Origin of the sequence: Zunongwangia atlantica 22II14-10F7, from assembly GCF_002094855.1 — a bacterium.
GTDB classification, from domain to species: Bacteria; Bacteroidota; Bacteroidia; order Flavobacteriales; family Flavobacteriaceae; genus Zunongwangia; species Zunongwangia atlantica.
Genome location: NZ_ARYN01000001.1, coordinates 283,604 through 297,179 on the forward strand (window position 1 = coordinate 283,604; position 13,576 = coordinate 297,179).

A 13,576-nucleotide genomic window follows, 5' to 3' on the forward strand; every position below is an offset into this window, starting at 1 on the left:
ATTAAAAATTAGTGATTGTATAATTAAGTTTTAGAAAAAATGATCTTCCTGGTTTTTGAACGGCAAAATTGTCGTATGCCTGGCGGTCGAAGATGTTTTTTACATCTAAACTGGCTACCAGTTTTATATTAGGGAAGGCATAACTTACACCGGCATCCTGCACATATTGTTGAGGAACCTCAAACTCCTCGATTCCTCTACGTTCTCTTGGAACCCAGATATTGTAAAAAGAATCTACAAAGCTTAGGTTGTAATAAAAGTTCATTAAAGAATTCTTTTGGAAAATATTCTTTAGTGAATAGCGAACATTAGCATTGGCTGTAAAGAATGGCTCGTTTGGTATTTGTATATCATAAATACTTAATACGTTGCCATTACTATCTAATCTATTAGCAAATCTTGTATCGAATTTAGATACGTTAACCAGTACATTTAGATTGTTATCAAACATATAGTTTAGTTCTGCATCAAACCCAATAGACTCTGTTCTTCCAAGATTTTCGAATGGTGCAGTTTGTACAGCATCATTTAGGTTGGTTTGTGTTTGGCGAACTAATTTATCTTTAGTATCTCTTAAAAATCCATTGGCAGAAATAGAAATTTGATGTTTAAGATATTTATAAGGACCCAGTTTAAAACCAAGATTGAAGTTATCACTACGCTCTGGATTAAGATCTGAATTTCCAACAACATTCTCTCCAGGGGCACCAAAGGTTTCTCCTTCAGAAGGTAATCTAATCGCTTTTTCTGCAGATCCTAGAATAACTATTGCTGGGCTAAGCAAATAAGAAATGGCTCCACCGTAACCGGTTTCAGAAATACTTCTACTAAATTCATCAAACACGATTACATCGCTTCCGTTTTGCCGTTCTACAACAGGATCAATTTTTTTGATACGTTGTTGGTAAAATTTGGTGAAGACCGTAGGCTTTAACTTCTCGTCGAAGAAGCTTCCCTCATAGGTGAAAGAAGATATATTTTTGGTTAGGTAACGTCTTTCCATAAAATTTCTTTCCAGGCCACTACGCATAATATCATCCTGTGTACGGTCGATATCGGTATACATGTGGTTAAAAAGAATATTTTGTCCTTCTAGAACCTCGTATTTTAATCCGCCTCTAAAAGTATAAATATCGCGATCTATAGTTTCTATCGTTGGTTGCCCCTGTTGTGCACCATTTGGTCTTAAAATAGGATCACCATCCATATCAAGACTTCTTTCGCCATACCAGTTATAATTCCATCTTACGGTATCATTAATAACTCGTTCTCTTTGGCTGTAAATTCCTGTAAGATTAGCATCCAGTCCTTTTACGATATCTGTTTTTGTATAGTTAAGGTTAAAAACATTAGCGGCAGCTTCAGTAAATCTTCCTTTGTAGGGAATAGACATAAATGCCCCATGTTGGATTTCGTTGTATAAATCTGATCTGTTATAACCAATACTAATTTTATCTGCCCATTTAAGATCTGTAAAACCTAATTCGGTTACTGCTCCATAAGATTCAAAAGCATCATTAAATCTTTTAGCCCTTACATAATCGTATCTTCCGTTAGGTAGAATGTTTCTAACAAACTTTCCCCAAACTTCGTAGTCGTTGTCTGAGTAGTTATAAAAACCAGAAGCCTTAAAAAAGAAGTTTGAATTTTCAGCATTATAAATCCCATTAAAGTTTGCCTGGGTAGTATTAAAAGACCCGTAAGACAATGATGCATTTAAGTGATTATTGGTATCCTTTTTTAATACAACGTTTATTGCTCCGCCCAAAGCATCGTCAGACAAATGCCCGGGAACCACACCTTTATAAACTTCAATTCTCTCGATTAATGCTGGGGATAAACTGTTTAGGTCGAATGAAGAGCCATAGGTTGAAATAGGAATCCCGTCTATAAAAATTCTAACAGCATTGCCAGAAAGTCCGTTAATATTATAATCTACAGAAGATCCTAAACCTCCATTTTGTCTCACTTTTATACCAACTGTTCTATTTAAAAGTTCGTTGGTTTGAATATTTCTTAGCGAGGCATCTTCAGTTTCAATAACATTTACAGCAAAACCTTTTTTCTCGATTTCAGATTTAACAGAAGTGAACTTAAGTAGCACTTCATCTAAAGCGTTTTTACTTTCATCAATAATAAAATTCTTTTCCAGATTTTTATTAGAAAGTACAATTTGGTGATGCTCCAGATAAGAACCGGTATTTATTTCGATAATATAAACACCAGGTGTTAATCCCGCCTGAAAGTATTTACCATCTTTACCAGATTGTACATCGAAAGTATGCTTTGTACTACTAATATTGATATTCGCACCTTTTATGGGATCATTATTTTTGTCTTTTACATATCCTTGTATAGAATACTGATTTTCAGAGCTGTTCTGTCCCATTAGAACACTTACTGAAAAAATAAAGAGGAATATTATACTTTGATGTAATTTCAATTTTCTATTTTTATCTAAACCAATTATAAATAAGCGTCGCGAAAGTAAACTTATTTAAGCCTTAAATTGTTTCTGTTTTGGAAATAAAAATTACTGAAAACGAATTATGTATATTCAATCTAAATTAAAAGAGTCTTCAAAAAGCCTGTTTTCACTAGACTTATCGGATGGTGTAGTTTCAGAAAGTCCTGTTTTTGAGGAAATTGAATTGCGTAAAAAGTCAGTTTTCGTAAAGGGAAATATTAATTACAGTAATGATTTATTTATAGCCGATATTCAGCTTAAATCAGCAGAAAAAACAAATATTGCTTTAGAAACAAGCAATGACTGTATTTATGTGCTTCATTTAAAGCAGGGAAATACAAAAACCTATCTCACTTTTAACGAATCTAAACGTCTTTTAATTAAAAGTGATACCTCTATTTCCTGGGGATTTCTGCCTTCGATGCCAGATGATGTAAAACTTAATATAAAGGTTGAAGACGATAAGTATATTAATTTTAGTGTAGTGATGCTTTCTACTCAAAAATTTCTGGAACTTTTGGGTAATGAAAGATGGGCAAAAGAGTATAGTTTGTTTGAAAAAGTAAAAAGCGGTAATGTGTTTAGTTTTGGGAAATTAAAAAATCCGGTAGCTTACGATCTACATAATTTATTTATTCAGCTAACTCAAAATAATTCTAGTACTAATTTTAGTATCTATTTCCTGGAATTGCGCATAAAAGAGCTATTTTTAAAACTTTTATCTGAGGAAAACCAGCAAATTTCAGAAACATCAAAATTTGAGGCTCCTGCGCATGTAGATAAAATAAAGAAAGCCTATTATTACCTTTCAGAACATTTTATTAATCCACCAACTATTAAAAGCCTATCTCGTGAAGTAGTTTTAAACGAATTACAGTTAAAAAATGGTTTTAAACAGCTTTACGGGAAAACGATTAGGCAATATGTGATAGAACTTAAAATGAAAAAGGCCAAAACGCTACTCGGGGATTACACAGTAGCAGAAATGGCCGGAATTTTGGGTTACAAAAGTGTACCCCACTTTATAAATATGTACAAAAAATATTATGGTTGCACTCCTAGTAAATCTATTAGAAAGTAATTTTTATCCTAGTTTTAAAAAAAAGTGTTTCAAATTATATAATCTTGGGTTTAACAGATAGGTTTTATCCATTTACCTTCCCAGATTCTAAAGCATAATCTAAGTTTTTATCGACTTTTGTTTGCTGTTTTTTATTGTAATGCGCTGCAATATGACCAAGCTGAAAAACGATCTTTGCTGAATCTTTCATTGATAATTTAGATCCATCTGCATGTACCCATCTTTTTAAAGGCTGCTCGCAGATAAATGAGTTTGCTTTTTCAGCTCCAAAATGTTTTTTCATTCGCATAAAAATCTCTACATCAAAAAGCCATTTTGTAATGAATGGTTCATTAAAAGCGATCTTTATCACTTCTTTATCCATGATCTTAGCACCACATTGGGTGTCTTTAAAGTTCATTCTTAGAATTTTTCTAATAATGTAGTTTATTGTTAAGCTGATAATTTCTCTGGCCGATTCTTTCGCAATATTGGCACCCATTCTGGAAATTCGGCTACCACTTACAATTTTAAAATCTGAAGTTTCTATCGTTTTAACCAAATCATCAAAATCTGTAAGATCTGTAGATAAGTCGGCATCTAAAAATCCAATATAATCAAGGTCGGTATATTCGGCCATGTGTAGCATTCCTAATCGAACTGCTTCAGCTTTTCCTCCGTTCTTTTCACAATCGTAAACAGTGATGTAATCTTCTCTTCCTTTACGCAGGTCTTTTAAAACCTGTAGCGTATTGTCTTTACTTCCGTCGTTAACAAAACAAAGATGATATCCAGAGTGTTTTTCAACAAAATCTGTAAATTCTTTGCTTAGCAATCTATCCTCTTCATTATAGCATGGGATTACTGCGCCCACACATCTTTTCTGGATAATGGTATTGTGAGAAACAGTTTTTTGCTCCTTGTTTACAGCACCAATCAAACGGCGTACTCTGGCTGAAACTTCATCTAAACTTAATGGTTTTTTCATATAATCTTCAACCCCTAAATCGAAACTTTCAACAATTAAATTATCATCGGTGTTTCCAGATAAGACCATGATTGGCGTTTTACTATTTTTTGTGCCTCTTATGTATCTTATAATTTCGATTCCTGAAATTATAGGCATATTAATATCCACGATCACTAGATCTGGTTGAAAACTGTCGAAAGTAGCTTTAGCTTTTAAAGCATCAGTTTCTGTTTCTACTTCATATCCCAACTCATTTAAACGTCTCTTTAAAGGAAGAAGGACTAACTGCTGGTCGTCGATGGCTAAAATTTTCATGGCATTAGAGTGTTTATATGGTTCAAAAGTAGATTGATTTAGAGTGTATTACGTTGGATATTAGATGAAGAACAAATTTTAGTTAGACGAGTGGTTAAATTGTATCGATAAATGCATTGCTCTTACAATGAACATTCTTTTATATTTATCGTAGTTTTATAGAACTTATCTAACGAATGAAGGAAAAGACTAATAAATATTTAATAGTAGCTTTGATTATTGGCGTTCTTTTTCATGGGACGGCGATATTCTTTACTATAGAAAATACTTACGATGCCTTGATTCATTTATTCTTTGCAGATCATTATGCCAATAGTTGGTGGGAACCCTGGAACTACGAATGGTACACGGGTTTTACCGTAATGGGTTATCCGCCGCTGGTGCACCAGGCGATGGGATTGTTAAGTTATATTGGCGGACTAAAATTTGGGTTATTCACGGTTGGGGTTATTGGTATCATTCTATTTATCACTGGGGTTTATCGATTTTCGCTAATGATGCTAGCAGATCGAAAGGCTGCGGGATTTGCAGCGCTATTGGCGGTTTTTTCGTCCTCTTTTGTAGAAACCCTGCATATTTTTGGTCAGTTACCCAGTATTGTGGGAGTTTCGGTGCTAATGCATTGCATGCCTGAAATTTATATGTGGATAAAAACCGGGAAGCTTGGTTCATTGGTTAGAGCCATCTCTTTATTAGCGGTTACCGTTACCTCGCATCACGTAACACCGATCTTTGGAATGGTATTTTTTATATTTCCGTTAATCGGGATGGCCTTGATGGATAATTCGCGAGAGCGAGTAAACCATATCAAAGAAGTCACTTTTAAAGTTTTTCTGAAATCGTTTTTTGAAGCCTTTAAAAGGATCGTTCTTTTTGGCGGAATTTCACTGGTCATCATCGTGACCTGTATTTTGCCGTATTGGATCAATTCAAAGAAAAATCCAATTACTCAGGTGCCAATTCCGCATGGGAGTAGAGATAACTTTTTAGAAGTCACTTCTTCTGGCTTGGTATTCTTTACCATTCCGTGGGGAATTTTGTTGTTTCTGTTACCTTATATTTTTTATCGATATTATTCAAAACGATATATCTTTTTCGGTTTGTCGTTTACCTTATTAACCATTTTGGGAACCGGTGGAACTACACCAATTCCCAGAATGATGCTGGGCGATACCGCCTTTAATATTCTTACTCTAGATAGATTTACGCTGTGGGCATCGATCATGGCTTTGCCGATATTCGGTGAATTTGGATATCGTTTTGCTGAAGGTGATCTGCGTTGGAAAATTCAGGAGAAATTAGGCGCGGTTTATCATCGGGTTTTAGGAGCTGTATTAGTAGGAATGTTTCTTTTTATGTGCATTTTTACGATCACGCTCGGCTATTTTAGGCCTATGCAGCCACAAAAAATAAAAACCTTGCCCATTACCAATTTTCTAAATCAGGATCAGCATGATCACTGGCGATTCTTGACTTTAGGGTTTGGCGACCAGATGGCGTGGCTTTCAGCGCAAACCAATGCGCTAACCGTCGATGGAAATTATCATAGCGCCCGGCGTTTACCAGAACTCACCACCAGGGCAGTAGAGCGATTGGAAAATTCAAAATTCCGTGGGGTAGAAGGGATTGGTTCTTTGCAGCAATTCTTAACCGTTCCAGAAAAATATAACCTAAAATACATATTTTCAAACGATAAGTTTTACGATCCTATTTTATATTTTTCGGGGTGGCAGCGGCTTCAGCAGTTAGAAAATGGGATCATGGTTTGGGAAAAACTAAATGTCCCGCCACTTAGTAAGATTTTACCCAAAGAAGATGTGCCTGTTTTTCTTAAAATAATGTGGGGCGTGATTCCGGTGCTCACTGTTTTGATTGCATTCTTTATTAATATTCAGTTGATCTGGTTTCAAACGCTAAAGATCAAAATCCCCGAGAAACCCGATTTTTTAAGATTTAAAACTAATTACGACGGTTTCAGCTGGAAGCTGATCAAGATTAGTCATATTTGGGCGGTAATTTTATGCGGCGTCATTTTCTACGGAATTTACCTTTTTTACATTAAAAATGCGACACAAATAAGTGCTGAAAACGTAGTGCGATCGTATTACGATGCGCTCGATTTTAAAGAGTTTGAAAGAGCACATTCTTATCTAGATCCAAAAAGTGATGTGACGATCGCACAATATATGCTTGAAGTTTCAGTGACCGACGGGATTTTAAGTTCTTACGCCAAAATGGATTCGATCGGGCTGGAAGTGCTAAGCGAATCAAAGAACAGGGCTAAGATCTTAGCGCATACCGAGTGGATCACTCCGCTCGAAAAGATCGACAAAACCTACGAGCACGATGTCATTAAAATAGGAGGAAAGTGGTTTATAAAACCGAGTACTTACGATCTGGATATTCCGCCAGATCAGCTTTTTTCAGATAATCTAACGCAGTTTTATAATCATGGTCGTCGGCGAATTACCACACAGCAAACCTATCATCAGGATGTTTTAAAACAGCCGGTTTTAGAAGTGCTTTCAGCAAAATTGGTAAAAAAAGGCGATCGTTATGCGATTATTGGCGAAATTCAGAATGTCGATAATGTGCCTGCCGATGTGGTGATCAAAGGAACCTTATACAACCAGGAGAACAAAGAACTTGCCGGCTATAGTGCAAAATATGTGATGAGCCATAAATTGCTTCCGAAGGAAATTAGCAGTTTTAGAGTCGATTTTGAAGGGATCGCCTGGTTGGGGAAAAACGATAAAATTCCGGAGACGTTTAATCCAGATGAATTTACTCCGGTAGAATTGCCAGAACCGCCTACCAAATTTAATTTGCAATGTGCGGGAAATGTAGCCAATACAGATCTTTATAAGTATGTAGCACTGGCCGATGTAAATTATGCTGAAGACCAGATCTCTGGGACACTTTTTAACTACGGAATCCAGGAAGTGACCATTCCCGAGCTTATTTTTTCGTATTATGATGAAAATAAACAGCTTGTTTGGGTGAATCAGGATTTTATGCGAGAAGGCGTACGGGTGCAGCGGAAACAATATTTTGATTATGATTTGCCCAATCTTGAAGAAGTAGAAATCATCAATTCTTCGATGGAGAATATTTTTGTGAATGGTTTGCCCAATAAAGAGATCGCCATAAAAGTGATTCCAGATCGTAAAGAAGATCATCCAAAACAGCAAATGCAGGCTTTGGAAGGAAAAGGCTATAATTTCATTAAATTAGAACTGAATAATTACGTTGGAAATCCAAAATAATGAGACTAAAAATTAGATTCATCATATTGCTGAGTTTGGTCGTTTTAGGCTCTTCTTTTGGATATTTTTATACTGAAGTTGATGCTGAAAAAATCGAGCTTGTAAATGCCAAAGATCGATATACAGCCGGCGAAAAAATTCAGTTGAAATTCAACAATATCGATAAAAGCTGTAAACTTTATCTTCATCATTCTTATTCGCAAACGATTCTAAAACCTAAGATTGCAGAAAATAAGGCTTCTTTTTTAATTCCTGATTTTCTAAGTGCTAAAAGCGGGGAAGTCAATTGGATTTTGCTCAAAGACGAAGAACAATTACAAACCGGAAGTTTCGAGATTCTGCCAAAAGTTGCTTCTAAAACGGTGATCGAAAGTTATTTTGGGCCACGAAGTATTCAGGCGGGCGATCGTGATTATTCGATGCTTGTGGTAGTGCCAATGGACGCGATGGATAATCCTTTGCCCGATAGCACAAGTGTGATGCTGCATAAACAGTTTTACGAGGAGATTGATTCCGTAGAAATATTTACTGATAAACTCATGGCTTGGAGAAACATTACAGCCTATCGAAAAACAGGAAATATCAATGTTTCTTCGACGATTTTGGGCGTAAATTCGATCGAATTAACTACCAATGTTTTTCCGTCGAACGCTACAGATTTTCAGATCTCCTCATTCAGAAATCACGATTTTGCCGATGGAAATCAGATTGCAGAATTTACCACTTCAGAAATAAAAGATGAATGGGGAAATACGATTAGCGATGGGACTTTGGTCTCGTTTTATATCGAAAATGAAGCTGGAACAATGCTTACCACCAGAGGAAGTTCGATCGAAGGAGTGGCGACGGCAAAAATAATTCATCCAGATCATCCCGATACCTGGAAAATTAAAGGCTACGTGACCGGTTTGGCTGAAAGTAACGAAATTGAAATTAGTTTTACACAAGCTTTAAAAGATTTTGAAGTGGAATTTTCTAACGGAAACCGAACCATCAAAATAGGGCCGCTGCAAAGTTTTATGCAACAGCTAATTCCCGATGGTGCTGTAGTGAAATTGCATATTTTTCATCAAAATAAACTAGTTGAAGTAAAGCAGGAAACCTCGAACGATGGTTTCGTGACTTTTCGATTAACCAAAAGTTTTTATCCTGAAAACAGCTATAGTTTTAAAATTGAAGCCCTGGGAAAGAGCAAAACCACAGAAGAACTGAGTTATGAAGAATAAGATGAATAAAAATATTTATCGTGCCGGGTTGATCGTCACTTTTGTGGCGCTAAATGCGTTGGTGCTTTTTGGATTAAGTTCGGTTTTGGCGTGGTTAAATACAGGAGCCGAGCGCACAGGAATGTTACATACCGAGGTGTTGAGCAAAGATGTTTATTTGCCAGATATCGAATGGGGAAGTTTAGAAAATCCCGGCCGGCCAATGGAGCAGCAGACTTTAGGTGAAATTCAGCAGGATTATTTGAACGCCTGGTATGTAAAACACGTGGCTTATAAAACCAATAATCCTTACGGAATCGAAGATTATTATACCGATAGTTCTCGCGTAAATCTTTTTAAAACCATTGCATTTAATAAAGAAAATGATATTCATTTAGAGGCAACCACCTTAAATCATCATCCCAAATTAGAGTTTTATAGTGCAGATGGGCAGTTGGTGGTGATTACTGATGATGAGGTGATCGAATATCAGGAAATTTACAAGCAGGATAAAAAGCTTTTAACGCATCAGGACACCTCTTCTTACCGCGTAATGATGCTTTTGGAAGATGGGTTTTGGAGAATTCGGCATATGGTAAAACAATCGGCTAAAGCACAAGAAGATTCGGTTGTGGCCAATAAGATTGCTGAAGTTAAAGGCAAAAAAATAATTGTTGAAAATAGCGAATTTCAGATTAAGGGAATTAATTATTATCCAAAGGATTCGCCCTGGGATATGTTTGGAGAAAACTTCAGTAAAGATACGATCGCTAAAGATTTTAAAATTATCAGAAATGCTGGATTAAACAGTATTCGGATTTTTATTCAATATGAAGATTTCGGAAAAGCTGAAGTTCTTCCGCAGAAATTAGAGAAACTAAGAACGGTTTTAGACTTGGCCGAAGAAAATCAATTAAAAGTAGTGGTCACTTTGTTCGATTTTTATGGAGATTATTCGGTTTTAGATTGGACGCTCACCCACCGGCATGCAGATGAGATCGTTTCAGCTTTTAAAGATCATCCGGCAATTTTAGCCTGGGATCTAAAAAATGAACCCGATCTGGATTTTGAAAGTCGCGGTAAGGATTTGGTGTTACAATGGTTATCTCACGTTGCAGATGAGATTAAAAAATACGATCCAAATCATCTAATTACGATTGGATGGTCGTCGCCAGAAGCTGCGGTAAATCTTCAGGATAAAATAGATTTTGTGTCTTTTCATTTTTATAAAGATCTAGAAAAATTAGCTTCAGATTTCAGTAATCTTGAAAAAGAAATTCCGAATAAACCTCTGGTGATGCAGGAATTTGGAATGAGTTCTTATCACGGTTTATGGAATCCTTTTGGAACAGATGAAGAAGCACAGGCCGGTTACCATAAAAAAATGCAAGACTTCTTTAAAAAAGCGGATCTTGCATTTATGTCCTGGACATTGTATGATTTCGAGGAAGTTACTTCGCAGGTGGTAGGTAGATTACCATGGAGAAAAAGCAGGCAAAGATTCTTCGGGTTTTTAGACCAGAATGGAGAACCTAAGCCTGCTTTTAAGTATATAACTCACTAACACGAATCTATTGAACTACGCTCATTCCGTTTTTAAAATTTTTGTTCATAATTCTATGGAATTGCTCTAAGTACATATCGGCAATTTTTTCCATTGGTAAAGAACATGAAGCTTTGTAATTCTTTTTACCAAGCTCTACGCGATATCCATCGTTAGATATGATCGCATCGATAGACTTTGCTAAAGAATCTACATTTGAAGGTGTGAAGAACTGGCCACGATAGCCTTCTTCTCTTACCAAAATCCCTAAGTCACCAAGATCTGGAAGCACTACTGCTTTCCCGTAACTTCCTGCCTGGTGTAAAACCCCGGAGCTTCCGGTAGTTGAGGTGTAGGGGAATACAACTACCGCACTTTCTCCGAAGATCACCGGTACATCTTTTTCTTCAACATAACCGGTAAATGTAAGATTAGGAACATCCTTATACTTCTTTTTCATGCTTTCGATATAACCAGGCGTATTAGGACTATCGGTTCCTGCTATTACAATTTCCATTTCCTGCTTAGAGGTTTTTCTTAATTTCTCGATCGCTTCAATTAAGATCTCTACTTTTTTATAAGTTCCAAATTTGCCAAAAGTCATGATCTTTTTTGGACCTGCTGGTAGATCGTAAGTTGGCTCTGGCGGTGTTTCAAAAGCACCATGCGGAATCAACATTACGTTCTTTTTTCTGTATTTCGATTTTAAAATGTATTCGTATTTACTAATGGTTACGGCTACAAGATCTGCTTGTAATACTAATCTTGTAAGTGTAGAACCTATAAAATTGTACATTTTTTGCATCAATTTATTCTGAGTAAATCCTGCTTTTTCAAGATCTACAGTTTCCAGAATGTTATGCAATAAAACGATCGTTGGGATTCTTTTTATCTTGAAGATCATAGGAAGCATTAATCCTAAGGCTGCAGCAGCTTTCTTATCTCCAAATTTCATGAACTGCAGATTGAATAAAATAGCGTCTGGTTTTTCTGCTGAAATTGCCTTGTAAATATTTACAATATTGGCGTAACTGTTAAACTTCCAGCAGTCTTTAACCGTGATCTTGCAATTAGCATCAAAGTCAATTTGCTTTTCTTCTTCTGTATGATCTGTAATTAATACGATCTCATCTACTTCATCCTTTAAAGCAAAATGCTTTACCAAATGATATCCATACTCCGTTAAAGTTACTTTGCTAGGAGGGAACGCTGTTACGATTGCTAGTTTCATGGTAAATTTGGTTTTAAAAATCCTCTTTTAGAAGGAGTTAGTTATTTTAGAAAATCTTATTTTTTTAATTATGATTCAAATATCTATATAAACCTGTCTTAATTTTTTCTTCTTCGATAAACGGTAATTTACTGTAGGTGAGCTTTCTTTTTGTGTTGGTAAAAGAAATAAGCAAGTTGAATTAAAAGCAACACCACCATAATAATGATCTGTACTAACACCACCTGTTCTAAACTATTATGAAAGAAAACAATTAGTCCTACCTGTCCCAAACCAAAGATCCCAGACAAGGCTACCGGCATGTATTTATCGATCGATAAAAAGTAATACACAAAAACATTAGAGATTGCGAATAAAGAGGTAGCTAAAGCATATTTCCAAAGTAAAGGTGCGATACTGGTATAAGCATCACCAAACATGATATCTATAATTAACTCGGGTACAAAATAGGTCACCGTAATTATACTTATCGCTAAAAGACTTACAAAACCAACATACTTAAAAAGCACAGGTAAGGTATTTTCGCCATTTTTCTTTTTTTGTACAACGGTTGGCAATAAGATCATTACGAACATCCAGGCTACAAAGTAAACCAAACGGCCAATCAAAGCCAGCGAGGCATATAATCCGGCCTCGTAAGAATCGAAATAATGCTTTACCAGTAATATGTCGCTGTTGTTGATAATGATTTGTGTAAGCTCGTAAAAAGCGGTGATAGCGATAAAATTTACAAGACTTTTACGATCTGATTGTTCTAAGGTCACTTTTGCGAAAAAATTGCCGCTATTTTTAAACGGAATCAATCCAAATACAAAAGAGATCAAAATTCCTGAAGCAATTAAAACCGAAGATCCATTAGCCAAAAGCGTTACCAAGAGCAATGTGATCACTAATCTGCTAAACATTTCGGTTTGATAGGTTGCAGAAAGTTTATAGAAACTTTTGCTTCCCTGGTAAAAACCACGATTAACGCTCATTAAAAAGTAAAGCGGGATCCCAACACCAAAAATCACGAACATCCACTTACTATCTGTATTAAAAATATTTTGAAGTTGTCCTGCAAATAGAACAACAGCAAGCGAAGCCACGACTCCAATGATAAGACTGGCTTTTTTTACGTAATTAAGGAAATGAAGTTGTTTTTCAGTCTCGTAACCTGCGGTAAACTTAGCAACGCTTAACTGAAATGTCATAGCGATAAACGACAAAACCAGTAAAAAAGTAATTAGGATCGCAGCGTTAGCAAATTGCTCTGGTCCTAAAATTCTACCTAACAACAGGTTGTAGAGGTAGTTTCCTAAATTAACACCCATTGCGCTCAGCATAAAAAACTGTTCCGGCGTTATTTTTCTTACCTTTAGTTGTGATAAAATCATTTTAGTTCGGTTTTAGATTAGTTATCGGCACAAATATCCAGTAGATTTCAGTGAAAAGGGATTCTATTTCGTTGAGCGGAAGTTTTATGTAGATGAATGAAGACCAAAACAGGCTTAACTTGCAACTACAAAAATTAACCAAG

8 protein-coding genes are annotated in these 13,576 nt (G+C 35.9%); 4 read left to right on the top strand and 4 right to left on the bottom strand.

Translation table 11 applies throughout. The annotated features are described in order from the left end of the window. Position 1: 1 nt before the first annotated feature. Entirely contained in the window at positions 2–2,389 is a 2,388-nt protein-coding gene (locus IIF7_RS01220) for a TonB-dependent receptor (protein ID WP_084839842.1), read from the bottom strand. Positions 2,390–2,549: 160 nt separating this feature from the next. Here IIF7_RS01220 and IIF7_RS01225 point away from each other — a divergent pair, with 160 nt between their 5' ends. After that, positions 2,550–3,548 (top strand): helix-turn-helix transcriptional regulator, encoded by a 999-nt coding sequence (locus IIF7_RS01225; RefSeq protein WP_084839843.1) that lies wholly within the window; start codon positions 2,550–2,552, stop codon positions 3,546–3,548. Between the two features lie 64 nt (positions 3,549–3,612). Here IIF7_RS01225 and IIF7_RS01230 read toward each other — a convergent pair whose 3' ends face one another. Further along, positions 3,613–4,812: a response regulator gene (locus IIF7_RS01230; protein WP_084839844.1), complete on the bottom strand. Its 1,200-nt coding sequence runs from the start codon at positions 4,810–4,812 to the stop codon at positions 3,613–3,615. Between the two features lie 176 nt (positions 4,813–4,988). On the opposite strand from IIF7_RS01230, the gene IIF7_RS01235 reads away from it, so the two are divergent. From IIF7_RS01235 to IIF7_RS01245, 3 genes are read left to right on the top strand one after another with little or no spacing between them, the layout of a single operon-like run. Continuing rightward, on the top strand, positions 4,989–8,078 hold the full coding sequence (locus IIF7_RS01235; RefSeq protein WP_084839845.1) for a hypothetical protein: 3,090 nt from the start codon (positions 4,989–4,991) through the stop codon (positions 8,076–8,078). Next, a complete protein-coding gene (locus IIF7_RS01240; protein WP_084839846.1) occupies positions 8,078–9,304 on the top strand; it encodes a hypothetical protein in 1,227 nt (408 codons plus the stop codon). The genes IIF7_RS01235 and IIF7_RS01240 overlap by 1 nt, the downstream gene beginning before the upstream one ends. Then, a complete protein-coding gene (locus IIF7_RS01245; protein ID WP_245801468.1) occupies positions 9,294–10,847 on the top strand; it encodes a cellulase family glycosylhydrolase in 1,554 nt (517 codons plus the stop codon). The genes IIF7_RS01240 and IIF7_RS01245 overlap by 11 nt, the downstream gene beginning before the upstream one ends. Before the next feature lie 7 nt (positions 10,848–10,854). Here the strand turns inward: IIF7_RS01245 and IIF7_RS01250 are convergent, their stop codons facing one another. Continuing rightward, positions 10,855–12,057: a glycosyltransferase gene (locus IIF7_RS01250; protein ID WP_084839847.1), complete on the bottom strand. Its 1,203-nt coding sequence runs from the start codon at positions 12,055–12,057 to the stop codon at positions 10,855–10,857. A gap of 128 nt (positions 12,058–12,185) precedes the next feature. Beyond that, a complete protein-coding gene (locus tag IIF7_RS01255) occupies positions 12,186–13,433 on the bottom strand; it encodes an oligosaccharide flippase family protein (RefSeq protein ID WP_084839848.1) in 1,248 nt (415 codons plus the stop codon). Positions 13,434–13,576 lie beyond the last annotated feature (143 nt).

Excerpts from the sequence above, each read along its gene's own strand:
- IIF7_RS01220 (WP_084839842.1), bottom strand. The coding sequence starts at position 2,389 with ATGGGACAGAACAGCTCTGAAAATCAGTATTCTATACAAGGATATGTA.
- IIF7_RS01225 (WP_084839843.1), top strand. The coding sequence starts at position 2,550 with ATGTATATTCAATCTAAATTAAAAGAGTCTTCAAAAAGCCTGTTTTCA.
- IIF7_RS01230 (WP_084839844.1), bottom strand. The coding sequence starts at position 4,812 with ATGAAAATTTTAGCCATCGACGACCAGCAGTTAGTCCTTCTTCCTTTA.
- IIF7_RS01235 (WP_084839845.1), top strand. The coding sequence starts at position 4,989 with ATGAAGGAAAAGACTAATAAATATTTAATAGTAGCTTTGATTATTGGC.
- IIF7_RS01240 (WP_084839846.1), top strand. The coding sequence starts at position 8,078 with ATGAGACTAAAAATTAGATTCATCATATTGCTGAGTTTGGTCGTTTTA.
- IIF7_RS01245 (WP_245801468.1), top strand. The coding sequence starts at position 9,294 with ATGAAGAATAAGATGAATAAAAATATTTATCGTGCCGGGTTGATCGTC.
- IIF7_RS01250 (WP_084839847.1), bottom strand. The coding sequence starts at position 12,057 with ATGAAACTAGCAATCGTAACAGCGTTCCCTCCTAGCAAAGTAACTTTA.
- IIF7_RS01255 (WP_084839848.1), bottom strand. The coding sequence starts at position 13,433 with ATGATTTTATCACAACTAAAGGTAAGAAAAATAACGCCGGAACAGTTT.